At 66.3% G+C, this 24429-nt stretch carries 21 protein-coding genes; 16 read left to right on the top strand and 5 right to left on the bottom strand.

Annotated elements, in window-relative coordinates; all coding sequences use genetic code 11:
* The first annotated feature begins 39 nt into the window (after positions 1–39).
* The 6 genes from VSR72_RS06595 to phaR all read left to right on the top strand — a co-directional run bounded on the left by VSR72_RS06595 (position 40) and on the right by phaR (position 7483).
* Positions 40–1293 carry an RluA family pseudouridine synthase gene (locus VSR72_RS06595; RefSeq protein ID WP_342951627.1) on the top strand — a complete coding sequence of 418 codons (1254 nt, stop codon included), beginning with the start codon at positions 40–42 and terminating at the stop codon, positions 1291–1293.
* Positions 1290–2159, top strand: coding sequence for a peptidoglycan editing factor PgeF (pgeF, locus tag VSR72_RS06590; RefSeq protein WP_342951626.1), 870 nt, complete (start codon positions 1290–1292; stop codon positions 2157–2159). The genes VSR72_RS06595 and pgeF overlap by 4 nt, the downstream gene beginning before the upstream one ends.
* 509 nt (positions 2160–2668) lie before the next feature.
* Entirely contained in the window at positions 2669–4567 is a 1899-nt protein-coding gene (phaC, locus tag VSR72_RS06585) for a class I poly(R)-hydroxyalkanoic acid synthase (RefSeq protein ID WP_342951625.1), read from the top strand.
* Between the two features lie 90 nt (positions 4568–4657).
* On the top strand, positions 4658–5839 hold the full coding sequence (locus tag VSR72_RS06580; RefSeq protein WP_342951624.1) for an acetyl-CoA C-acetyltransferase: 1182 nt from the start codon (positions 4658–4660) through the stop codon (positions 5837–5839).
* A 146-nt stretch (positions 5840–5985) separates the two neighbouring features.
* A complete protein-coding gene (locus tag VSR72_RS06575) occupies positions 5986–6726 on the top strand; it encodes a 3-ketoacyl-ACP reductase (RefSeq protein WP_342951623.1) in 741 nt (246 codons plus the stop codon).
* A 151-nt stretch (positions 6727–6877) separates the two neighbouring features.
* Positions 6878–7483: a polyhydroxyalkanoate synthesis repressor PhaR gene (phaR, locus tag VSR72_RS06570; RefSeq protein ID WP_233881611.1), complete on the top strand. Its 606-nt coding sequence runs from the start codon at positions 6878–6880 to the stop codon at positions 7481–7483.
* An 83-nt stretch (positions 7484–7566) separates the two neighbouring features.
* Here the strand turns inward: phaR and VSR72_RS06565 are convergent, their stop codons facing one another.
* Complete coding sequence (locus VSR72_RS06565; RefSeq protein ID WP_342951622.1) at positions 7567–7857, bottom strand: helix-turn-helix domain-containing protein; 291 nt, start codon at positions 7855–7857, stop codon at positions 7567–7569.
* Between the two features lie 318 nt (positions 7858–8175).
* On the opposite strand from VSR72_RS06565, the gene rimO reads away from it, so the two are divergent.
* From rimO to VSR72_RS06540, 5 genes are all read left to right on the top strand, one after another.
* Positions 8176–9513 (top strand): 30S ribosomal protein S12 methylthiotransferase RimO, encoded by a 1338-nt coding sequence (gene rimO / locus VSR72_RS06560; RefSeq protein ID WP_342951621.1) that lies wholly within the window; start codon positions 8176–8178, stop codon positions 9511–9513.
* Positions 9514–9518: 5 nt separating this feature from the next.
* Positions 9519–10457, top strand: coding sequence for a sugar kinase (locus VSR72_RS06555; RefSeq protein ID WP_342951620.1), 939 nt, complete (start codon positions 9519–9521; stop codon positions 10455–10457).
* An 82-nt stretch (positions 10458–10539) separates the two neighbouring features.
* Entirely contained in the window at positions 10540–11724 is a 1185-nt protein-coding gene (gene bktB, locus VSR72_RS06550) for a beta-ketothiolase BktB (protein WP_342951619.1), read from the top strand.
* A 46-nt stretch (positions 11725–11770) separates the two neighbouring features.
* Entirely contained in the window at positions 11771–12376 is a 606-nt protein-coding gene (locus tag VSR72_RS06545) for a hypothetical protein (RefSeq protein ID WP_342951618.1), read from the top strand.
* A 102-nt stretch (positions 12377–12478) separates the two neighbouring features.
* On the top strand, positions 12479–13684 hold the full coding sequence (locus VSR72_RS06540) for a cystathionine beta-lyase (RefSeq protein WP_342951617.1): 1206 nt from the start codon (positions 12479–12481) through the stop codon (positions 13682–13684).
* Positions 13685–13767: 83 nt separating this feature from the next.
* On the opposite strand, the gene serB is transcribed toward VSR72_RS06540, so the two are convergent.
* On the bottom strand, positions 13768–14607 hold the full coding sequence (serB, locus tag VSR72_RS06535) for a phosphoserine phosphatase SerB (protein WP_342951616.1): 840 nt from the start codon (positions 14605–14607) through the stop codon (positions 13768–13770).
* Between the two features lie 369 nt (positions 14608–14976).
* On the opposite strand from serB, the gene ligD reads away from it, so the two are divergent.
* Together ligD and VSR72_RS06525 are read left to right on the top strand one after the other, a co-directional pair.
* Positions 14977–16029 (top strand): non-homologous end-joining DNA ligase, encoded by a 1053-nt coding sequence (ligD, locus tag VSR72_RS06530; RefSeq protein ID WP_342951615.1) that lies wholly within the window; start codon positions 14977–14979, stop codon positions 16027–16029.
* Between the two features lie 298 nt (positions 16030–16327).
* Entirely contained in the window at positions 16328–16897 is a 570-nt protein-coding gene (locus tag VSR72_RS06525) for a DUF6013 family protein (RefSeq protein WP_342951614.1), read from the top strand.
* Between the two features lie 66 nt (positions 16898–16963).
* On the opposite strand, the gene fetB is transcribed toward VSR72_RS06525, so the two are convergent.
* Positions 16964–17776, bottom strand: a complete 813-nt coding sequence (fetB, locus tag VSR72_RS06520; RefSeq protein ID WP_342951613.1) for an iron export ABC transporter permease subunit FetB — start codon at positions 17774–17776, stop codon at positions 16964–16966.
* Positions 17773–18519, bottom strand: coding sequence for an ATP-binding cassette domain-containing protein (locus tag VSR72_RS06515; RefSeq protein WP_342951612.1), 747 nt, complete (start codon positions 18517–18519; stop codon positions 17773–17775). Before VSR72_RS06515 ends, fetB begins: the two co-directional genes overlap by 4 nt.
* Before the next feature lie 130 nt (positions 18520–18649).
* Between VSR72_RS06515 and VSR72_RS06510 the strand changes: the two genes are divergently transcribed.
* Positions 18650–21169, top strand: coding sequence for an AsmA family protein (locus VSR72_RS06510; RefSeq protein ID WP_342951611.1), 2520 nt, complete (start codon positions 18650–18652; stop codon positions 21167–21169).
* Between the two features lie 95 nt (positions 21170–21264).
* On the opposite strand, the gene VSR72_RS06505 is transcribed toward VSR72_RS06510, so the two are convergent.
* Entirely contained in the window at positions 21265–21765 is a 501-nt protein-coding gene (locus tag VSR72_RS06505) for a hypothetical protein (RefSeq protein ID WP_342951610.1), read from the bottom strand.
* Positions 21766–22181: 416 nt separating this feature from the next.
* Between VSR72_RS06505 and VSR72_RS06500 the strand changes: the two genes are divergently transcribed.
* Together VSR72_RS06500 and VSR72_RS06495 are read left to right on the top strand one after the other, a co-directional pair.
* Entirely contained in the window at positions 22182–23834 is a 1653-nt protein-coding gene (locus VSR72_RS06500; RefSeq protein WP_342951609.1) for an ATP-binding protein, read from the top strand.
* Between the two features lie 77 nt (positions 23835–23911).
* Positions 23912–24412: a response regulator gene (locus VSR72_RS06495; protein ID WP_342951608.1), complete on the top strand. Its 501-nt coding sequence runs from the start codon at positions 23912–23914 to the stop codon at positions 24410–24412.
* The last annotated feature ends 17 nt before the right edge of the window (positions 24413–24429 follow it).

The following is a 24429-nucleotide window of genomic DNA, read 5'->3' as shown; positions in this document are numbered from 1 at the left end:
ATCCAGTCCAGCTTCAGGTCCACAGGTGACCCAGACTCAATGACCCGTACAGTTATTCCGGGGGCCGGCGCTCCCGGCGCCCAAAACAGCATCAGCGATTATAGCCTGGGCGATGCGCCCGATGACGCAGCCGCCAGTAAGGCGCTCGACGACGAACGCGCAGGCGAGGACGCCGCTCGCGCCCCGCGTGCGCGCGCCGGCGAGGAACCGCGCTCGATTCAGGTGCCTGATGAGCTCGCAGGCGAGCGCCTCGACAAGGTGCTTGCCAAAATATTTCCGGAATTTTCACGCAGCCGTTTGCAGGGCTGGATCGAAGAGCAGCGCGTGCGCATGGACGGCAAGCCGGCCAAGGTGCGTCAGCCGGTGCCGCTCGGCGCGACCATCGAGCTCGTGCCGGACCTGCTGCCCGAGCAGCTCGCGTTTACGCCCGAACCGGTGCCGCTCGACATCGTCTACGAAGACGACGCCATCGTCGTCATCAACAAGCCCGCGGGGCTCGTCGTGCACCCGGCTGCGGGCAACTGGAGCGGCACGCTCCTCAACGGCCTCCTGCATCGCTATGGCGAAGCGGCGGCGGGCCTGCCGCGCGCAGGGATTGTCCACCGGCTCGATAAGGAAACGTCCGGGCTGATGGTCGTCGCGCGTACGCTTCAGGCGCAGACCGATCTCGTGCGCCAGTTGCAGGCGCGCACGGTCAAGCGCCGCTATCTCGCGCTCGTCTGGGGCAACATGGCCGACAAAGGCACCATCGACGCGCCCATTGGCCGCGACCCGCGCGAGCGCACGCGCATGGCGGTGATGAAGGGCGCTTCGGGCAAGCCCGCCCGCACGCACTTCCGGCGCATCGACAAGACGCTCTGGCACAACCAGCCCGTGAGCGCCATTCATTGCGACCTGGAGACGGGGCGCACCCACCAGATCCGTGTGCATTGCGCGCACATCGGTCATCCGTTGCTGGGCGATCCCGTGTACGGCCATGCGCGCGGCAAGCGCTCGGTCGCCGCATTGCCGGACGGCTTCGCGCGCCAGGCGCTGCACGCATGGCGCCTCGGCCTCGTTCATCCGGTCACGGGCCGGACGATGCAATGGCGCGCCGAAGTGCCCGACGACATGGACGCGCTGATCGAGGCGCTCGGCTTCGGCGGCGCGGAAGACGAGGACGAAGCCGGCTTCGATGAAGACATGTTCGACAGCGCCTACACCGACGAAGGCTATGTGATCGGCAGCGACGAGGAAGATTACGAAGACGACGAAGAAGACGACGATCCGCAAGACGAGGACAAGCACGCATGACGACCTGCGCGGAACTGACATCCGACGATTTGTTGCATCCCGACTGGCAGGTTTCGCCGCGCGTGCGCGCGCTGGTGACGACGCGCAACGGCGGTGTGAGCGAGCCGCCTTTCGGGCGTTGGCAGACGGTACATGGCAGTGAGGGCGTCGATGTTCCCGGCGGCCTGAATCTCGGTCGCGGATCCGGCGACGATCTCGTGCACGTCGAGGCGAACCGCGAACGGCTGCTCGCACATGCGGGCGTGCCTGCGGCGTGGCTCAAGCAGATCCACGGTCCGGTGGTGGTCGACGCCGCGCAGGCGCTCGCTGCCGCGCGCGCGGGCTCCCCGCTGGAAGCCGATGCGAGCGTGACTGCCGAGCCCGGCATCGCCTGCACGGTGATGGTGGCCGACTGCATGCCCGTGTTGTTGTGCGATGCCGAGGGCCGCGCCGTGGGCGCCGCGCACGCGGGCTGGCGCGGGCTGGCCGCGGGCGTTATCGAGCGCACGGCCGAGCGCGTCGCGGCTCTGGCGGGCTGTGCGACCGGCGACCTGCATGCGTACCTCGGCCCAGCGATCGGGCCCACGGCATTCGAAGTCGGTGCCGACGTGCGCGACGCGTTCATGACCCAGGTGGAGCAGCTCGACGGGGCACGACGCGACGCGCACCGCGCGGCCACCGCGGCGGCCTTCGTGGCACATCCGGAGGCAAGCGGCAAATACCTCGCCAACCTCGCGGCTCTGGCGCGGCTACGGCTCGATACGCTCGGCGTGCGCCACGTGAGCGGCGGCGACATATGCACGGTCACGCTGCGCGAGCGCTTCTACTCGTATCGGCGCGATCGCGTCACCGGCCGCATGGCCGCGCTGATCTGGCTCCATCCCTGACGTTGCCGTGACGCGCCGCCGCCGTGATGGAACGCGGCGGCGCGTCCCGGGCGAGGCCATTTTTGTTGCGCTGCATCTATTCCCGCAAAGCGCTGGGCGTCACTGACGGCGCATTGGGTCCCCGTTTGCCGCATTGCACTGCAAGCGCTTGCCGCGACGGCGGATTTTTGTGCGCCAGACAGCACAGCAACGTGTCGCGACAGTTAAACAATTGATTACATCGGGAAAACGATAATTAAAAAAATATCGCAGCGCGGCAAAATCGGGCACAAGCATTGACACGCTTTGCAATGGGGAGCAAGAATGTCCTTCACCCACGGGACAGGTCGTGACGAGCGCCGCAACGGCGTCCGTATGCGTACCACCTGCCTCTCAACCAGTCCTTCGGGACACATCGGTCAAAAGCAGGCATGACGGCATCTCAACGTTCCAAGACTGCCCCGGGCACGGGCGCTTCAACTGATGGTGCAACGCGCGGCACTCAGCCTTTCGCTCCCGACGCAGCAGGCATGCAGCAATATCTCGACGCGTGGACGAATGCCTGGAAGAGCGCCTTGAATGCTGCGCAGCAAACTGGCGGCGCGGCGCAGCAAGCGCCTTTCGCGGGACTCGCGGCCAACTGGTGGCCGCCGGCGGGCAACGGTGCGCCGAGCAATCCGTTTGCCGCAGGCAATCCTTTCGCTGCGAGCAACCCCTTTGCTGCGGGCAGCCCCTTCGCTGCGGGCAATCCGTTCGCCTCGGCTAATCCGTTCGGCGCCGGCAACCCGTTCGGCGGCGCGAACCCGTTCGAAGGTTTCAAGCTTCCCACGGCATCGATCGAACCTACGCGGCTTCAGCATCTGCAAGCGGAATATTCGCGCGACGCGCTCGACTTGCTGCGCCAGGCCACCGACACCACGCCCAAGGCGCCCGAACTCAAGGACCGGCGCTTCAGCTCCGACGCCTGGAAGGCAACGCCTGCGTATGCGTTCACGGCGGCGTGGTATCTGCTCAACGCGCGCTATCTGCATGAACTCGTCGACGCGATCGATACCGACGCGAAAACGCGCGAGCGCATTCGCTTCGCCGTGCAGCAGTGGACCGCGGCGGCTTCGCCCAGCAACTTCCTCGCGCTCAATCCCGACGCGCAGAGCGCCTTGCTCGAAACCCACGGCGAAAGCCTGCGCCAGGGCGTGATGAATCTGCTCGGCGACATGTCGCGCGGCAAGATCTCGCAAACCGACGAATCGCGCTTCGTGGTGGGGCGCAATCTCGCGACCACGGAAGGCTCGGTCGTGTTCGAGAACGCGCTCTTCCAGCTGATCCAGTACAAGCCGCGCACGGCCACCGTGCGCGAGCGGCCGCTTTTGATCGTGCCGCCGTGCATCAACAAGTACTACATCCTCGACCTGCAGCCCGAGAACTCGCTCGTCGCGTATGCGCTCGAGCAGGGGCAGCAAGTGTTCCTCGTTTCGTGGCACAACGGCGACGCGTCGATCGCGGACCGCTCCTGGGACGACTACATCGAAGAGGGTGTGCTCACGGCCATCGAAACGACGCGCAGCATCAGCGAGCGCGAGCAGATCAACACGCTCGGCTTCTGCGTGGGCGGCACGCTCCTCGCCACGGCACTGTCCGTTGCGGCGGCGCGCGGCGAGCACCCCGCTGCGTCGATGACGCTGCTCACCGCGATGCTCGACTTCGGCGACACGGGCGTGCTCGACGTGTTCGTCGACGAAGCCCACGTGCAGATGCGCGAGCAGACCATCGGCGGCAAGAACGGCGGCACGCCGGGGCTCATGCGCGGCGTCGAGTTCGCCAACACGTTCTCGTTCCTGCGGCCCAACGACCTGGTCTGGAACTACGTCGTCGACAATTATCTGAAGGGCCGCACGCCCGCGCCGTTCGACCTGCTGTTCTGGAACAGCGACTCGACGAGCCTGCCTGGGCCCATGTACGCGTGGTACCTGCGCAATACGTACCTGGAAAACAAGCTGCGTGAGCCTGGCGCACTCACGGTATGCGGCGAGGAAGTGGATCTTTCGCGCGTCGACGTGCCGACCTTCATCTACGGCTCGCGCGAGGATCACATCGTGCCGTGGCGCACGGCGTATGCGTCGGTGCCGCTGCTTTCCGGGCCGCTGAAATTCGTGCTTGGCGCGTCGGGTCATATCGCGGGCGTGATCAACCCTGCGTCGAAGAACAAGCGCAGCTTCTGGAGCATCGAGGCCGACGCAAAGCATTTGCCCGAAGAGGCCGACGACTGGTTTGCCGCTGCCGAAGAAAAGCCCGGCAGCTGGTGGCCGACCTGGGCCGAATGGCTCGATCAATACGGCGGCAAGAAGGTGAAGCCGCGTGCGCAGGCCGGCTCGGCGGAATTCCCCGAGATCGAGCCGGCGCCGGGGCGATATGTGCAGCAGCGCGATTGAAGCGGTTGATTCGCTTGCTGTGGAATTCGGATTAACAACTTGACGGGCGGGGCGCATGGCGCGCCATCAAGCCGCCCGGAGGATCTGGAAATGACTGACATTGTGATCGTTTCGGCCGCACGTACGGCAGTAGGCAAATTCGGCGGCTCGCTCGCGAAGGTGGCGGCGCCTGACCTGGGCGCCATCGTCATCAAGGCCGCGCTCGAGCGCGCGGGTGTGAAGCCCGAGCAGGTGAGCGACGTGATCATGGGTCAGGTGCTGACCGCCGGGTCGGGCCAGAACGTGGCCCGCCAGGCGTCGATCAAGGCGGGCCTGCCCACGGCCGTGCCCGCCATGACGATCAACAAGGTGTGCGGCTCGGGCCTGAAGGCCGTGATGCTCGCAGCCAACGCGATCATCGCCGGCGATTCGGACATCGTCGTGGCCGGCGGCCAGGAGAACATGAGCGCCGCGCCGCACGTGCTGCCGGGCTCGCGCGACGGCTTCCGCATGGGCGATGCGAAGCTCATCGACACCATGATCGTCGACGGCCTGTGGGACGTGTACAACCAGTACCACATGGGCGTGACGGCGGAAAACGTCGCGAAGGAATACGGCATCACGCGCGAAGAGCAGGACGCGTTTGCTGCGCTCTCGCAGAACAAGGCCGAGGCTGCGCAGAAGGCGGGCCGCTTTGACGCAGAAATCGTGCCGGTGGCGATTCCCCAGCGCAAGGGCGAGCCGCTGCAGTTCGCGACCGACGAGTTCGTGCGCCACGGCGTGACGGCCGAATCGCTCGCGGGCCTGAAGCCGGCGTTCAGCAAGGAAGGCACGGTGACGGCCGCGAACGCGTCGGGCCTCAACGACGGCGCGGCAGCGGTCGTGGTGATGTCGGCGAAGAAGGCCGAAGCGCTGGGCCTGAAACCGCTCGCGCGCATCAAGGCATATGCGAGCGGTGGCGTCGATCCGAAGATCATGGGCATGGGCCCGGTGCCGGCGTCGAAGCGTGCGCTGGAGCGCGCGGGCTGGTCGGTGAACGACCTCGATCTCATGGAGATCAACGAGGCGTTCGCGGCGCAGGCGCTGGCCGTGAACAAGCAGATGGGCTGGGACACGTCGAAGATCAACGTGAACGGCGGGGCGATTGCGATCGGTCACCCGATCGGCGCGTCGGGCTGCCGGATTCTCGTGACGCTGCTGCACGAAATGCAGCGCCGCGACGCGAAGCGCGGTCTCGCCTCGCTGTGCATCGGCGGCGGCATGGGCGTGGCGCTCGCACTCGAGCGCGCTTGATCACGCTTGATGCGACTGCCTGGGCGGGCCGCTAACGGTCCGCCTGGGCGCTGCAACGAACGCGCGGCGCGAGTGGTGGCAGCGGGTAGGAGCGAGGCCAGGGCCGTTGAAGGACGCGCCCGGAAAACGATAATGGAGTGTGGTTTATGTCTGAGCGTATTGCGTATGTGACGGGCGGGATGGGCGGCATCGGAACTGGCATTTGCCAGCGCCTCGCCAAGCAGGGCTTCACGGTGATCGCAGGCTGCGGCCCGAATTCGCCGCGCCGCGTGAAGTGGCTGGAAGATCAGAAGGCGCTCGGTTTCGACTTCGTGGCCTCGGAAGGTAACGTCGGCGACTGGGATTCGACGCGCCAGGCGTTCGACAAGATCAAGGCCGAAGTCGGCGAAATCGATGTGCTCGTGAACAACGCCGGCATCACGCGCGACGTGGTGTTCCGCAAGATGACGCGCGAAGACTGGACGGCCGTGATCGACACCAATCTCACGAGCCTCTTCAATGTCACGAAGCAGGTGATCGACGGCATGGTCGAGCGCGGCTGGGGCCGCATCATCAACATCTCGTCGGTGAACGGCCAGAAAGGCCAGTTTGGCCAGACCAACTATTCCACGGCCAAGGCAGGCATCCATGGCTTCACCATGGCGCTGGCGCAGGAAGTGGCGACCAAAGGCGTGACGGTCAACACCGTTTCGCCGGGCTATATCGGCACGGACATGGTGAAATCGATCCGTCCCGACGTGCTGGAAAAGATCGTCGCGACGATTCCCGTGCGCCGTCTTGGCGCACCGGAGGAGATCGCGTCGATCGTGGCGTGGCTCGCGTCCGACGAGTCAGGCTTTGCAACCGGTGCTGACTTCTCGCTGAATGGCGGGTTGCACATGGGCTGATCCTGAGCGAAGCGCGCCTGCAGGGGACGCGCGAAGCTGGGATCGAGAACGGCAGCGGGCCTGTTTGCTCACCGGGGCAGGCACGTTTGACGGGCTAGACCAACGCGCGACGGCAACGGCCGTCGCGCGTTGGCGCTAACAAGGGCGACACATGACGACTACAAAGAAAACCGCCGAACGTCTCATCAAGAAATATCCGAATCGTCGGCTGTACGACACGGAGACGAGCACGTACATCACGTTGACTGATGTGAAGCAACTCGTGCTGGAGCAGGAGGAGTTCAAGGTCATCGACGCGAAGACCAACGAGGATCTGACGCGCAGCATCCTGCTGCAGATCATTCTCGAAGAGGAAAGCGGCGGTCTGCCGATGTTCTCGTCGTCGATGCTGTCGCAGATCATCCGTTTCTACGGCCATGCGATGCAGGGCATGATGGGCACCTACCTGGAAAAGAACATCCAGGCGTTCATCGACATCCAGAACAAGCTCGCGGACCAGTCGAAGAGCCTTTACGAAGGCAACGCGATGAACCCCGAGGTCTGGTCGCAGTTCATGAACATGCAGGCGCCGATGATGCAGGGCATGATGACGAGCTACATCGAGCAGTCGAAGAACATGTTCGTGCAGATGCAGGAGCAGATGCAGAACCAGGCGAAGAACATGTTCAGCACCTTCCCGTTCAAGCCCGTGACGCCGGGCGGCGCGGCGGCGCCGGCGCAGGGCGCGCCCGAAGGCGGCGAGGAAGAGAAGAAGTAAGCGGCGCGGCGCACATGGCGGGTGGCGCGCGCTGGCAAGTTGCGGCGCGCCGCGGCCTCGCGCGGCAGCGCCGTGCCTCGCTATCAGCTTCGGGCGGCGCCTTGCAAATCGCGCAAGGCTTCGGGGTGGAGGACGGCCACGCGCAGGAGCGTTTGTGCGGCGCCCGTGGGCTCACGCCGGCCTTGCTCCCAATCCTGCAGCGTGCGGGTGGAAACGCCTAACAGTGCAGCGAACGCGCGCTGCGAGAGGCCGGCGCTTGCACGCGCGAGCGCGGCGGCGGTGGGTTTGCCGCGTGTGACTCGCGCAGCGGCGGCTTTCATCTCACGTACCGACTTCAGCAAATCGACCTGAAACGGGTTCATTGTCTTTCTCATATTTGCGCTCTCCGCGCAGCCGGTGAAAGGGTGTGCTTGATCGTGCGCAAGGCGCACCGGGCGAAAATTACCCCGCCGCGTACTTCGCAAGCGAGCAATAGCTGAACGAAGTTTGATCCTGTCCATATTCCATCCGACCCCGGCGCTTCCAGGCGCGCGCCCACCATGCTGCGCCGCACGATACGCCAAACGGGTAAAATGGCGGATTGGCTTGACCCTCGCGCGGCGCAACGAATGCCCTGCGCCCCACATCCGGACGTACACGTGAAAAACCCTGTTGAATCAACGACCTCCCGCAATCCTGCTCCGCGCGTCGGGATGGTTTCCCTCGGCTGCCCGAAGGCGCTTGTCGACTCCGAGCAGATCATTACCCAGCTGCGCGCCGAGGGTTACGAAATCTCGGGGTCCTACGACGGTGCGGATCTCGTGGTCGTCAATACGTGTGGCTTCATCGACGAAGCGGTGCAGGAGAGCCTCGACGCCATCGGCGAAGCGCTTTCCGAAAACGGCAAGGTGATCGTCACTGGCTGTCTTGGCAAGAAGGCGAGCGCGAGCGGCTCGAACCTGATCGAGGAAGTGCATCCGAAGGTGCTCGCCGTGACGGGCCCGCACGCCGTGGGCGAAGTCATGCAGGCAGTGCACAGTCATTTGCCCAAGCCGCACGATCCGTTCGTCGACCTCGTGCCGGCTGCGGGCATCAAGCTCACGCCGCGCCATTACGCGTACCTGAAGATCTCCGAAGGCTGCAATCACCGCTGCACGTTCTGCATCATCCCGTCGATGCGCGGCGACCTCGTGTCGCGCCCGGTCGCCGAGGTCATGCTCGAAGCGGAAAACCTCTTCAAGTCCGGCGTGAAGGAGCTGCTCGTGATCTCGCAGGACACGAGCGCCTACGGCGTCGACGTGAAGTACCGCACGGGCTTCTGGAACGGCAAGCCGATCAAGACGCGCATGACCGATCTCGTCGCGGCGCTGGGCGAGCTGGCCGCGCAATACGGCGCCTGGGTGCGCCTGCACTACGTCTACCCGTATCCGAGCGTCGACGAAGTCATTCCGATGATGGCCGAAGGTCCGTTCAAGGGCCACGTGCTGCCGTATCTCGACGTGCCGTTCCAGCACGCACATCCCGAAGTGCTCAAGCGCATGAAGCGCCCCGCGAACGCGGAGAAGGTCATGGAGCGCGTGAAGGCATGGCGCGAGATGTGCCCCGATCTCACGATCCGCAGCACGTTCATTGCCGGTTTCCCGGGTGAGACCGAAGAGCAGTTCGAAACGCTGCTCGACTTCATCCGCGAGGCCGAACTCGACCGCGTGGGCTGCTTCGCCTATTCGCCGGTCGAAGGCGCAACGGCGAACGAGCTCGACGGCGCGCTGCCCGACGAGGTGCGCGAGGAGCGCCGCGCGCGCTTCATGCAAGTCGCGGAGGAGGTGTCGGCCAAGCGTATCCAGCGCAAGGTGGGCAAGACGCTGAAGGTGCTGATCGACGAGATCAATGCCGACGGCGGCATTGGCCGTACCGCGGCGGATGCCCCCGAGATCGACGGCGTGGTGTATGTTGCGCCCGCGACCAAGGCGTCGAAGCGCTACAAGGTCGGCGATTTCGTTTCGGTGAAGATCACCGGCGCAGACGGCCACGATCTCTGGGGCGAGGTCTGACCGGCATGACGAGCGTCGCCCCGCAAGTCCTCGCTTATGGCGAGGCCATGGTCGAATTCAACCAGTCGTCGAAAGACCGCCCGGAGTATCTGCAAGGCTTTGGCGGCGACACGTCGAACTTCGCCATCGCGGCGGCTCGCCAGGGCGCGCGCACGGGCTTCGTCTCGGCGGTCGGCGACGATCATTTCGGACGCCTCCTGACCGACCTGTGGACGCGCGAAGGCGTCGATACGTCGACGGTGCGCGTGGACGCCACGGCGCCCACGGGCGTCTACTTCGTCTCGCATGGCCCGAGCGGCCATGCCTTCGACTATCTGCGCAAGGGCTCGGCGGCTAGCCGATACACGCCGCGTGATCTGCCGCTCGACGTCATCGCGGCCGCGCGCGTGCTGCATCTTTCCGGCATCAGCGTGGCGATCAGCGATAGCGCCTGCGACGCGGCGCTCGCCGCCGTCGAGCATGCGCGCGAGAGCGGCGTGCGCGTGAGCTTCGACACCAATCTGCGTCTGAAGCTGTGGCCGCTCGCGCGCGCACGCGCCGTGATGAACGAGGTGCTGCGCCTCACCGACATCTGCCTGCCTAGCTGGGACGACGTGGCGGTGCTCACGGGTCTCGACGACCGCGACGCGATCGTCGATTACCTGCTCGCGCATGGTGCTCGCGTGGTCGCGCTCAAGCTGGGCAAGGACGGCGCCTACGTCGCGACGCCCGATGAGCGGCGAGTCGTGCCGGGCCACGTGGTCGCGGCTGTAGACGCCACGGGCGCGGGCGACTGTTTTGGCGGTGCATTCATCGCGCGGCTCGCGGCCGGCGACGATCCATTCGCGGCTGCGCGCTATGCGAACGCGGCTGCCGCACTTTCGACGCTGGGCTTTGGCGCGGTTGCGCCAATCCCTTATCAAGCGGACGTCGAGCGCTTGCTGGCCGGTCAGCCCGCAGGCTGAGCGCGCAGTGGCCAGGCCACACGCCAACCCGAAGCGCCCCTATAACAAGATTCATCCATTCAGGAAGACGAGGAGCAAGACTATGGAACGCGAAGTAGTGGTGGCAAGCGGTGTGCGCACGGCAATCGGCGACTTCGGCGGCAGCCTGAAGGACTTCTCGCCGACGGATCTCGGCGCACGCGTGGTGCGCGAAGTGCTCTCGCGCGCAAATGTGGAAGGCGACGCGGTGGGTCACGTCGTGTTCGGCAACGTCGTGCACACGGAGCCCAAGGACATGTACCTCGCGCGCGTGGCCGCAATCAACGGCGGCGTTGCGCAGCACGCGCCCGCGCTGACCGTGAACCGCCTGTGCGGTTCGGGCCTGCAGGCGATCGTCTCGGCCGCGCAGACCATTCTGCTCGGCGACGCCGACATCGCGATCGGCGGCGGCGCGGAAAACATGAGCCGCGCGCCGTATTCGATGCCGGCCGCGCGTTTCGGCCAGCGCATGGGCGACACACAACTCGTCGACATGATGATCGGCGCATTGCACGACCCGTTCCAGACGATCCACATGGGCGTGACGGCGGAAAACGTTGCGAAGAAGTTCGGCATCACGCGCGAGGCGCAGGACGCGCTTGCGCTCGAATCGCACCGCCGTGCCGAGCGCGCGCTCGCCGAAGGCCGCTTCAAGGATCAGATCCTGCCCATTTCGCTCAAGTCGAAGAAGGGCGAGGTGCTGTTCGATGCCGACGAGCACGTGCGTCAAGGCGCCACGCTGGAAGACTTCTCGAAGCTCAAGCCGGTGTTCGCGAAGGAAAACGGCACGGTCACGGCGGGCAACGCGTCGGGCATCAACGACGCAGCGGCCGCGGTGCTGCTGATGAGCGGCGACGCCGCCCGCGCGCGCGGCGTGAAGCCGCTTGCGCGCCTCGTCTCGTATGCGCATGCAGGCGTCGATCCGGCATACATGGGCATTGGCCCGGTGCCGGCTACGCAGAAGGCGCTAGAACGCGCGGGCCTCAAGGTCAGCGACCTCGATGTGATCGAGGCGAACGAAGCCTTCGCGGCGCAGGCCTGTGCGGTATCGCAGGAACTCGGACTCGACCCGGCTAAGGTCAACCCGAACGGTTCGGGTATCTCGCTAGGCCACCCGATCGGCGCGACCGGCGCGCTCATCACCGTGAAGGCGCTTTATGAACTGCAGCGTATCGGGGGCCGCTACGCGCTCGTGACGATGTGCATCGGTGGCGGCCAGGGCATTGCCGCGATCTTCGAACGCATCTGACGCGTGCGCGTCCACAGTCCGCTGTGCAAGTGAAGGAACGATTCAGATGGAAGTTGTGACGCAAGCACAGCGGCCGCAGCGCGCGGCCGCCCGACAGGGCAGCGCCAGCAAGGCGCGCAGATGGATCGTGGCCGCGGCTGCGGCGGCCATGGTCCTCGCGCTGCCGCTCGCGGCGCGCGCGCAGGACGCAAGCACGCCGCCGCCGGTCAAATCCACGCTCAAGCCGAACCCTGAGTTCGCGAAGCTGCCGCAATACGTCGGCACGCTCGGCAAGCGCCAGATCGTCATGCGCCTTGGCGCCAAGGCAGGCGACGACGACCCGACTGGCGTGCATGGCGAATACCAGTTCACGGATACCGGCGAGGTGGTCCTGATCGCCGGCGACCGCTCGGACGCCACGCTCGAAGCCGAGGATTCGAACGACGGCACGCATATCACCGGTAACTGGGTGGGCACGTTCGCCGAGGACGGCACGCTTTCGGGCGACCGGATGGACCCGGACGATTCCCATCCGGTGCCATTCGATCTGAAGCCGCTCGCCGCGGGGTCCGCGGCTCCGGCCGTGTCGACCGGTGCGGTTCCCGCGCCCGCATCGACTCCTAATGGCGCTCAGGCTGTGAACGGCGTGGGCAATCTCGTCATCGGGCAATAAGCGCCGCTGCGGGTGTTACTCTTCGGTATGCGGCGTTGCGCGCGCCACCCGCGCAAGCCGCGCGCCGCAACGTCCTCGCGCCTCAACCGTATTCGCTCCGACATGACCAAATCCGACTCCAGCCGCGCGTTGCAGACGCGCATCATTCACCCGCAAGACGACCTCACGCCCGGCTTCGAGTCGTTCGCCGCGCCTGTCACGCGGGCTTCGACCGTGGTGTTTCCCGATCTCGCCTCGGTTCGCGCGCTCGACTGGCGCAACGACGCGCAATGGCGCTACGGCCTGCACGCCACGCCCACCTCGGCCATGCTGCAAAAGCGCATCGCCGAGATCGAAGGCGGCGAGCATGCGCTGCTGCAACCCTCGGGTCTCTCGGCCATCTCGAACGTCTACTTCGGACTGCTGAAGTCAGGCGACGACGTGCTGATCCCCGATAACGTCTATTCGCCGAACCGCGATCATGGCGACTGGCTTGCGCGCGATTTCGGCCTCACCGTGCGCTATTACGATCCGATGATCGGCGCAGGCATCGCCGAGCTGATCCAGCCGAACACTAAGCTGATCTGGCTGGAAGCGCCCGGTTCGGTGACGATGGAAGTGCCCGATGTGCGCGCCATCACGGCGGCGGCGCGTGCGCGCAACGTCGTGACGGCCATCGACAATACGTGGTCGGCGGGCCTGGCTTTCAAGCCGTTCGAGCACGGCATCGACATTTCGGTGCAGGCGCTCACGAAGTACCAGTCGGGCGGCAGCGACGTGCTGATGGGCGCGACGATCACCGCCGACCGAGATCTCTATCTCAAGCTCAAGGCGGCCCGCATGCGGCTTGGCATTGGCGTTTCGGTCGACGATTGCTCGCTTGTGCTGCGCGCGCTGCCGAGCATGAAGGCGCGCTTCGAGGCGCACGACCGCACCGCGCTCGCACTCGCTGGATGGCTCAAGACGCGCCCCGAAATCGCGGCGATGCTGCACCCGGCGTTCGAAGACTGCCCGGGCCACGAGTTCTACAAGCGCGACTTCACAGGCGCGGGCGGGCTCTTTTCCGTGGTGTTCGACGAGCGCTACAGTGCTGCGCAAATCGACAGATTCTGCGAGTCGCTCGATCTCTTTGCGTTGGGCTGGAGCTGGGGCGGGGCGCATAGCCTCGCCATGCCGTACGACGTCGGTTCCATGCGCACGGCAGCGAGCTGGCCGCATCGCGGCACGCTGGTGCGCTTCTACATCGGTCTTGAAGAAGAAGCCGATCTGCGCGCCGATATCGAGCGCGCGCTCGCGAGGCTTGCGGAAAAAGCCAGTACGCCTGAATAGACTGCGCAAACCGATAACGGCCGCTCGCGTCCAAAGGGACACGAGCGGTCGTTGCTGTTTCTGGCCGCGGCAAAAAAGACGAATCAGAAAAGACGCAGCAGCCCGTCGAGCCCGACGAAGTTGAACGCGACGCTCGCGGCTTCCCGCACCACCGGCTTCGCGCGGAACGCGACCGACAAGCCCGCCACGCCCATCATCTTGAGGTCGTTCGAGCCGTCGCCCATTGCGATTGCGCGGCGCGGGTCGATGCCGATCTCCGCACAGGTTTCTGCGAGCGTACGTGCCTTCACGTCGGCGTTGACGATCTCGCCAGTCACGCGGCCCGTGAGCTTGCCGTCGACGATTTCGAGCGAGTTGGCGCGCGTGTAGTCGAGCCCGAGACGCGCTTTCAGGCGCTCGGTGAAGAATGTGAAGCCGCCGGAGACCAGCAGCGTCTTCAGTCCCGCGGCCTTCGCGCCCGCGAGCATCTGCTCGGCGCCCGGCGAGAGTTGCAGGCGTTCTTCATACACCCGTTCCAGGGCGCTCGCGTCGAGCCCCTTGAGCAGCGCCACGCGGCGCGTGAGGCTTTCGTTGAAGTCCTTGATCTCGCCGCGCATCGAGGCTTCGGTAATCGCTGCAACCTCGGCTTTCAGGCCGCAGAAGTCCGCGATTTCGTCTATGCATTCGATCGTGATGAGCGTCGAGTCCATGTCCATCGCCACGAGGCCGAAATCGGCCAGCGCGCGGCCCGCTTCGACGAACGCATAGTCAAGCTCGTGCGTGCCGCAGTAGACCTCGAGGTCGGCGCGCTGGGCCGGCTCGGCGTGCTCGATGCGCAGCGCGTGAGCGTCGATCTGCGTGAGGCGGCTGCCGCGGGCGAGGCCGAGGAGCGGCTTGTGATGGACGGTGTCGAGCGGGGCGGGACTCTGGATGACGAGGTTCATGGCAGCACGGGCAAAGCCGACGCACGCGTCGTCGGAGGGTTCGGATGAATCGGATGAAAAAGGGCGCAGTCGCGCGTGTCAGGTCCTGCAGTGCTCCCTGCAGCGCGCCGCAAAGGCCGTCATTGTAACTTCCCGCTGACCGTGGCGGTCGCATGCGCCGTCCTTCGCGCTTCTGGAGGTGGCGGATGTTTCCCCGTTTTTGGCGTAAGTTTGCGATCACCTTGCAGCGACGAAAGCTCCCAATCGAGGCACAATGAAAGCTCGTGCGGCGGTCAGACGGGGGCGGCTGCCGCATGCCGTCAACCGAACGTGTCGCGACTCGCGTCGCGCGACGCGTCATGTGCGCGAAGGCGCCGGGGGGGAACCGGTATGCAGGACGCTCGCAAGGCCCCAGCCACGACATCTGCCCGAACGCCGCGCGGCGAGCGGGCCCCGACATCGGACGCCGCCGCGCCGGCCACGCCTGCCGCGTCCGTGCACCGCTTGCCTCGCACGGCTCGGCGCCGGCGCGACGACTCCGCCGAAAGCGAAATCGACGGCATACGCATCACGAGCGCAAGGCGCGTCATCGATGCGGACAGCGGCACCCACAAGCTCGAACTCGTGCGCTACTACGAGCGCGCCGCGCGCTGGATGCTGCCGCATCTGCGAGATCGCCCCGTGTCGCTCGTGCGCGCACCGCGCGGCCTGAGCGGCGAGATGTTCTTCCAGCGCCACTGCGGGCGCGCGCCGCTGCCCGAACTCACCGAACACGAAGGGCTCGACCCGGGCCATCCGCCGCTGCTTACGATCGAGACGGCGAGAGCGCTGGTGAGCGCCGCGCAAATGGATGTGATCGAACTGCACACCTGGAACGCCAGTGTCCACGACATCGAGCGGCCCGATCGGGTCGTGTTCGACCTCGACCCCGATCCAGCGCTGGGCTGGGACCGCATGATCGAGGTGGCGCAATCCACGCGCGCGTTGCTTGCGGATCTCCGGCTCGAATCGTTTTGCAAGACGAGCGGCGGCAAAGGACTGCATATCGTCGTGCCACTCACGCCGGAGGCGGGCTGGGATGACGCGAAGGCGTTCGCTCGCGCGGTTGCGCAGCATCTGGCCTCGGTGTGGCCCACGCAGATCACGGCCACCATGGGCCCCGAACACCGCAAGAAGAAGATCTTCATCGACTATCTGCGCAATGCGCGCGGCGCAAGCACGGCGCTCGCGTATGGCGTGCGGGCGCGGCCGGGCATGGGCGTGTCCGTGCCGATCGGCTGGGACGAACTGGAGTCGACGACGGGTGGCGCGCAATGGACGCTTGCGACCATCGACGCACGCCTCGCCCAGGTCGAGCAAGCCGATCCCTGGGCGGCCTATGGGCGCGTGCGCCAGAAGTTGACGGCGGAGCTGACGCTGACTCTTGAGTCTGCAGGGAAGTGACGTGCAGCGAGCCGGCTTCGAAAGGCGCCTATGCACGACGGATCGGCAACGTGGACGAAGCCGGCGCATCGCCGCGCGCTGTCGGACGGCAAGCAAATTGCCCGCGATGACAAGCAGGATAAAACCTGGTCCGTTCGATGCATGCGCTCGGCGCAAGGCGACGCGCAGCGCGCTAGACTGGTAACAGACCATCCGCCGCACGGGAGCGGAGCGTCGTACCGCCAGCGCGGCTTGCCGCGTTCGTTGTGTACGCCGCTTTTCGCTCGCGGGCGCGGCCGTTCCCGCCAGGAGGTGACGCATGCCTTGCCGCAGCTCCCGCCATACTCGCCGCCGCCGCGCGGCGCTCGTCCAGTGTGTCCTCGCCGCTGCCTGCGTCATCGCGCTGCCCGCGCTCGCGGCCACGCCGATTACGGTTACCTCGAAGGCCGCCACCGACGGGCCGATCCGCTACACCGTGCGGGTCGCGTCGAAGGCGTTCGGCGACGCTCAGGAAACGCGCACGCTGCGCTCGGGCGACACCGACGACTTCACGTGGCGCACCACGCCGCCGGGCGGTGCGGTCGCCACGCCGCAAGGCTGCCCCGACTACGCCTCATTGCCGCTCGACGCGAACGGCGCGATGGTCAGGCAGACCCAGGTGCGTCTTGCGCCGATCGTCGCGAGCAACGGCACGGCCACCGTGCAGGTGAGCTTCCGTGCCCAGGCGCCGCACGGCACGCAGTCGGTGTCGAGCAACGGCGCATCGATTACGTGCCCTGCCGTGGTCGCGCATAGCGAGGTCGCGCACCTCACGATGCCCACCAACGGCACCGCGAAGACGCTCAAGCTCAGCGACGGCACGCAGATCACGATTTCGGCGCAGCGCTAGGGCGCGCCGCGAGCGGGATGGCCGGCGCAGTGGGCCGGCCGCATGTGTCACACGCGCCGCACAGGCTTAAGCGCGCGCTTTGCGCTCGATAAGCCGCGCAACGAGAAAGCGATGCTCCGGCGAGAAGAGGCGCCGGTACGCGAGCAGCACCGCGCCCACCGTGCCGAGCGCCGAAGATGCAGCGATCAGGAACATGATCACGATCTGATAGCGCACGGCCTGCAGCGGCGATTGCCCCGCGAGCACCTGGCCCGTCATCATGCCGGGCAGGCTCACCACGCCGACCACGGCCATCTGGTTGAGCGTCGGGATCATGCCGGCGCGCACGGCCTCGCGGGCGCTCGCCTGCGCGGCCTCCCAGCGTGTCGCGCCCAGCGCGAGCGCGCTCTCCACACGGTCGCGCCGCGCGGTCAGCTCCTGCATCATGCGCTCCACGCCGAGCGACACGCCCGTTAGCGTGTTGCCGAGAATCATCCCAAGAATCGGAATCGCATATTGCGGCTCGTACCACGGCCGGATGCGGATCACCACGAAGAGCCCGACCGCCGCCACGAGCCACGCGCTCACCCAGATCGACACGATGCTGTCCGCGCGTTGCCCGCCGTAGGTGCGTGCGCCGCGCTGCGCCCCGGCGAAGCCGGCGATCAGCGTCATGAGTACCATGAGCGGCAGCACGACGTACCAGCGGTTGAATGCGAATACCCAGCCAAGCACGTAACCGATCGCGAGCAGCTGCACGACGGTGCGCACGGCGGCCCACGCCAGCTTGCGTTCGAGGTCGAGCTTGAGCAGCACGGAGACCGCGCCGTTGACGAACACGAGCAGCGCCGCAATGGCGACGTCGCCGATGCCGAGGTTCTGCAGCACGCCGGGGCTCATTGCGCGGCTCCCTGAGTGAATGCCGCGCGCGTGGCGGGTTCTTCGAGCACGCCCGCGCGCATGGTCAGATGCCGCTCGCCCACGCGCTGCGCCTGGGCGGGATCGTGCGAGACCCAGACCGTGGCGCGCGCCGTGTGCGCCTCGTCGAACCAGCCCGCCACCAGCGCTTCGACGGCGCGCGCCGATTCGGGGTCGAGAGAGGCGGTCGGCTCGTCGAGCAGGAGCGCTTCGGGATCGAGCTGGAGTACGCGCACGAGCGCAACGATCTGCGCTTCGCCGCCAGAAAGCTCGGAAGTATCGCGTGCGAGGAAGTCGCGGGAGCGGCCGGTGGCGGCGAAGAGGGCGCTCGCGCGGGCCGCGTCGAATCGCGCGTCACGGTAGACCGCTAGCGTATAGGGGTAGCGCAGGTTGTCCTCGACGCTGCCGTCCAGCAGCGCGGGCCGCTGCCGCAGGTACGCAATATGCCGCCGATAGTGGACAATGCGCCCGCGCGTGACCGCTTGGTCATGCCAGCGAACCTCGCCGCCGTCGAGCGGGTCGAGCAGCGCGAGCGCGCGCAGGAACACGCTCTTGCCGGAGCCGGACGGTCCCGTCAGCACGGCGCGCTCGCCCGAGCGCAGTGCGAAATCGGTGGGATGCAGCAGCCACTGGCCGCGTTGCGCGTCGCGCCGGGCGATCTGGCGCACCTCGACGAGCGGTGCGCCGTCGGCGTGGGGTGGGGGAGAATGAGGGTGCTTGAGCATCGAAAGATTGCAAACATGACTGGCCCGCAAGCCGCGAGAGGCAGTCATGCAGATCTAACCAGGCACGCTGACTGCTCTTGCGGTATTGCAACATAGCAGGCCAAACAACAACGTAGAACGTGGAGTACGCATGACGTCACCGCAGCCCAAGCCCTTCAGCCTTGGCCGCACGCTCGCCAGGATCATCGCATGGCTCGTCGCGGTTGTCGTCGTGTTGATTGCCGTGCTCGTCGTTTTCATCCTGACGTTCGACTGGAACCACGCCAAACCCTACGTGAACGAGAAGGTCACCGAGGCCATCGGGCGGCCGTTCGCGATCGAAGGCGATCTCAAGGTGGGCTGGCAAAAACCGCCTGGCGAAACGGGCTGGCGCGCCTGGGTGCCCTGGCCGCGCTTTTCCGCCACGCAGATCGAGATCGCCAATCCGGACTGGACGAAGTCCCCGCACTTCGCCACGCTCGACGAGATCGACTTCGAGGTGGCCGTGCTGCCGCTTCTCGCGCACGACATCGTGATTCCGGCGATCAATCTCGTGAATCCGTCCATCGACGTCGAGCGTCTTGTCGACGGGCGCAACAACTGGACGTTCAAGCTGCCCGCCTCGAGCGGGCCGTCCACATGGCGGCTCGATCTGCACGACATCACGTTCTCGAGCGGCAACATCGACGTGAGCGATCAGCAGACGAAAACCGACGTGAAGATCGCGGTGAGCCTGCTCGGGCAGGGTATCCCGATCGGCAAGGTGATGGAGGAGCAGGAAGCGGCGTCGCGCCAGGGTTCCGCGCAGGTCATAGGCCGTGCGGGCGCGAACCGGCTCACGCAACAGGTGCAGAAGGAACAGGCTTCGGAGGCGGCGGCTGCCAGCGCGGCGAGCGAGGTGGGCGAGGCTAGTGCGGCGGCGGCTTCGAGCGTGCCGGCTGGCGCGAGCGGCGCCGGCACAACAACGGCGGCAACAAGCGCGCCCGCAGCGGGCTCGCAGACGCTCGCCGCGAGCGGTGCCAGCGGCTCCATCGCCGGCTCGGGCGCGGCGCCCGCACAGCCGCCGATGAAACAGCCGTTCTATGCGATCGGCTGGACGATCAAGGGCACGTACGGCAAGACGGCGCTCTCGGGCAACGGCAAGCTCGGCGGCGTGCTCGCCCTGCAGGACGCGAAGCGTCCGTTCCCGATCCAGGCCGACGTGCGCGCGGGCGACATGCACATCGCGCTGGTCGGCACGCTCACCGATCCCATGCATCTGGCTGCCGTCGATCTGCGCCTGTGGCTGCAAGGGCCGAGCCTCGCGCACCTCTACAACCTTACCGGCGTGACGCTGCCGGAAACGCCGCCGTATGCGACGGAAGGGCGCTTCGTCGGCAATTTCAAGCGCGGCGCGAGCGTGTTCCGATATGAGAACTTCACGGGCCGCGTGGGCGGCAGCGATCTGAACGGTACGGTGGTCTACCAGCAACGCTCGCCACGGCCGCTCCTGACGGGTGAACTGGTTTCGAACCTGCTGCAGTTCTCGGACCTCGCGCCGATCATCGGCGCAGACACCAAGGCGAGCAAGGAAAAGCGCGGCGACACAGTCAATCAGCCGGCCGATCGCGTGATTCCGGTCGAGCCATTCCGCACCGACCGCTGGAGCGCCATCGACGCCGACGTCAAGTTCACGGGCCGGCGCATCATCAAGCAGGGCAGTTTGCCCGTTCAGGACCTCTACACGCACGTCGTGTTGACGAACGGCGTGCTCGTGCTCGATCCGCTGCAGTTCGGCGTGGCGGGCGGCACGCTCGGCATGCGCGTCTCGCTCGACGGCAGCGGTGCGCCGCTCAAGGCGCGCGGCACGCTGGAGGCGCGTCACCTGAAGCTCAAACAGCTCTTCCCGAACTTCAAGACGATGCAGTCGGCGCTCGGCGAGATCAACGGCGACGCTTCGCTCACGGCGACCGGCAACTCGCCGGCGGCGCTCGCCGCGACCTCGAACGGCGAGGTGAAACTGCTCGTCACGCAGGGCGAGATCAGCATGCTGCTCATGGAGGCGGCGGGCCTGAACGTGGCGAACGTGGTCTACGAAAAGCTGTTCGGCTCGCGCGACGTGAAGATCAACTGCGCGGCGGCCGACTTCGTCGCCACCAACGGCGTGCTCGATCCGCGCGTGTTCGCGCTCGACACGGACGACGCCGTGATCGACATCGACGGTCCGATCGACCTGCGCGACGAGTCGATGGACATGAAGATCCATCCGCACACCAAGGGCTTCCGCGTTTTCTCGCTGCGCTCGCCGCTCTACGCGAAGGGCACGTTCAAGAATCCGCACGTGGGCGTGGATGCGACCGCGCTGGCGCTGCGCGGCGGCGCGATGATCGGGCTGGGGCTCCTCAACCCGTTCGCCGCGCTGATTCCGCTGATCGCGCCGAGCAACAACAAGCCGCTGCCGTGCGACGCGCTGTTCGCGCAGATGCATCAGCATCCTGTGGCGCCGCCGCCGGGCCAGAAGATGCACGCGTTGCCGAAGCCCGATCTCAGTAGCGCGGGCGCGAGCGGTGCCGCCGCGTCTGACAAGAAAGACCGGGGCGCGAAAGCGAGCCCGGCAACGCCCAGCACGGCGTCGCCTGCGTCGGCCGGCAAGCCGACGCAGGGGCAGGAGCCGCTCTACAAGGGAAGCTGAATCGGGAAGGCTGACGTGCAGACGCTGCTGCGCCGGGTAAATCGCCCCGGCGCAGCAGTGCAGAAAACTTCGTGGAAAGCGCGGCTTAGCGCAACTTAGCGCAACGAGCGGGGGGCGGTGTCGCCGGCGGCGTCCTGGCGGCGCGATACCCGCCGTGTGGTCATGGTCGGACGCGCTGCGCCGAACTCGGGCAAGACCCGGCCGCGCGCACGGCTCGCGAACACGAGAAAACCGAAGCCGTCCGCCTCATACCAATAACCGCCGTTCTCGAGGCCTTCGATCGGCTGCTCGAGCGCGTGAGCGATCGATTCGATGCAGCGCTTGCGCAATTCGCTCGTGCCCGGATAGGGCGGCTGCGCACCGCGCACGCTGCACAGGAGCACATCGAGCCCCGGCAGGACATGCGCATAGAGCACTGGCTCGTCCTGCGCACGCGCGCGCGCAATCTTGGTATCCAGTTGGCCAAACGGTTTGAAATGGCTCAGCACGGCGAGAAATGACTCGTCGCCGTCAGCCTTGACGCGTTTGCGCTTTTTCGGGAAGGACATAAAAATTCGCCTGAAAAAGTTGGATTGCAGTACACGCAGCGTTCCCATGCGACCACTCCCGGACTGGTGCGCCGCACGTCGATCCTTTATAGCACACGGATTTGCTGCGTTCACGAGGATAGAGATGGGGACGGTCCGCTTTATTGGCGCACGAACCGCTGAAGCGACCCAGCCTGCGCGGCCCGCCTTGCTGCCCCTGTCTCGACACCCTCATTGCGTTCGCAAACGCCATGCCGGATCGCACGTCGCGCTCATGTAGATATCCCGGCGCTCTCTCGCTTGTCTCCGTCTCAATAATAGACCTGTGTGTCCGCTCGGTGTGGCGAATTGCCGCAAAAAAGCGGGTTTTCCACGACGAGAGGTGTGTGGTGTCACATACATTGTCATCCCGAAAAATCGCGCAGATAATGTTGCGGTTCTGGTGAGCGCGGCGCCGCCCGGACCCGCCACAGAACCAGACCGACATGAAACTCTTCGCCAAGGGGCTCTTGCTGATCGCGATTCCGAGCGCCGTCGAACTGGCGTTGCTCGGCGTCGTGTTCGACACCCAGGGGGAGGCCGCGCTCGCGGCCAAACGCGCGGAAAACACGCAGCAAATCCTTTGGCAAGCCAACAGTCTCGTTGACCCGCTGCTGCGCGAAGCGGCGCGCGTGCGCACCGGCATCGTGCTCGAAGACCCTTCCTTCATCGATCGCCACGCCGTCTGGACTGAATTCTCCGACCGCATCACGTTGCTCGCGCGCATGGTCGCCGACAATCCTCCCCAACTCGCGCGCGTCCAGCGTATGCGCGATGCCGCCTATGCATGGCGCAAGGAAGCCGGCGATATTGCCGATGCGCTGCGCATGGGCCACAGCGCACCGTTCGCGCGCGTGGCGGGCAACGGCATGCCGCCCGAGATCGAGACGGTGCGCGAGGTGCTGGGCGACTTCATCGCCGAGGAAACGCGGCTCGACGAGGCCCGCGCGGCCATGCTGCGCGAGACGCGCGAGCGCCAGCAGAATGCGCTCATTTTTGCGGTGGTGGGCTCGATGCTGATCTGGGCGTTCACGGCCATGGCGTTCGCGCGCAACGTGGGCGTGCGCCTCGCCGCGCTCGGTGCGAACGCCGAGCGTCTGGGCGACGGCGCGCCGCTCGCGCCGCCGCTCACGGGCAACGACGAAATCGCCGCACTCGATGCGGTGCTGCATCAGACGAGCGCGCGGCTGCGTGTGGCCGAGCGCGAGCAGGCCGCACTGAAGGTGCAGCTCCAGGCGCGCGCCGCGGACCTCGCGAGCGCCAACGAGCATTTGCGGCAGGAGAGTCAGGACAACGAGATGTTCATCTACAGCGTGTCGCACGATTTGCGCTCGCCGCTCGTGAACCTGCAGGGTTTTTCGAAGGAACTGCAGGTATCCTGCGACGACTTGCGCGCGCAGGTCGACTCGGCGGGGCTGCCCGAGCACGAGTATCGCGCGATGGCCGAAGTGCTCGACGGCGATGTCGACGAATCGCTGAAATTCCTGCGCCTGGCGGTGGCGCGCGCCTCGGCCATCATCGACGCGCTGCTGCGCATTTCGCGCGCCGGGCGTCTCGAATACCGCTGGCAGCGCGTGAACGTCGCGCGGCTCGTCGAACGCGTGCTGGGCGGTCTCGCCGAGGAACGCGCGCAGGCTGCGCGCATAGAAGTGGGGGAGCTGCCACCCGCGTGGGGCGACCCGGCCGCACTCGAGCAGATCTTCGGCAACCTCATCGAGAATGCGCTGCACCATCTCGATCCAGCGCGGCCGGGCCGGGTCGAGATCGGCGCGCTCGAGGCCGGCGGCCAATCCGCCGGCGAACCCGGTAAAGGCGCCGGAAAAGACGCAGGAAAAACAGAGGCCGCAGAGCCTGGCGAGCGTACGCGGACCTATTTTGTGCGCGACAATGGCGTAGGCATCGCGCAAGCGTATCTGCCCAAGCTGTTTCGCGCTTTCCAGCGCCTGCACGGCGGCGAATCGCCTGGGCAGGGCACGGGCCTCGCGCTCGCCAAGCGTATCGCGGAGCGCCATGGCGGGCGCGTCTGGGTCGAATCGACCGAGGGCGCGGGCTCGACGTTCTTCGTCGCGCTGCCCGATCAGCCGATGCGTACCACATAGCGGGTAAGCCGGCGCGCGCAGCGCCGCAAGCTTTCAACAAGCCTTGAAGAATTCATGCAGTACGTAGGAGAGTCGAGATGACGAACGGGGAACAGGTCAGCATCGTGCTGATCGAAGACGACGACGGGCATGCCACGCTGGTCGAGCGCAACCTGCGGCGTTCGGGGATTTCAAACGGCTTTCTGCGCTTTCGCGACGGCCAGGAGGCGCTCGATTATTTTTTCGGCACGCCGGGCGACAACCCGGCTGCGTCGGCGGCCTGGCCGTCGCGCGAGGCGCTCGGCAATTTCGTCGTGCTGCTCGACCTGCGCATGCCGCGCGTGGACGGCTTCGAGGTGCTGCGGCGCCTGAAAGCGGAGCCTGCCACGGCGTCGGTGCCGGTGATCGTGCTCACGACCACCGACGACCCTCGCGAGATCGAACGCTGCTACGAGCTCGGCTGCAACGTGTACATCACGAAACCGGTCGAATATGACGCGTTCATCGAAGCTGTGCGCCGACTCGGCTTCTTTCTCCAGGTCGTCAAGCTGCCGCCGGGGCATCGCTTCGTTCAGGCGCCCCCGGCCGGCGCACAATAACGCTTTACGCAAGCATC

Origin of the sequence: Paraburkholderia sp. JHI869 (assembly GCF_038900775.1) — a bacterium.
Taxonomy (GTDB): domain Bacteria; phylum Pseudomonadota; class Gammaproteobacteria; order Burkholderiales; family Burkholderiaceae; genus Paraburkholderia.
The sequence above is the reverse complement of the archived record's forward strand: the minus strand, read 5'-3'. Positions and strand labels throughout refer to the sequence as shown.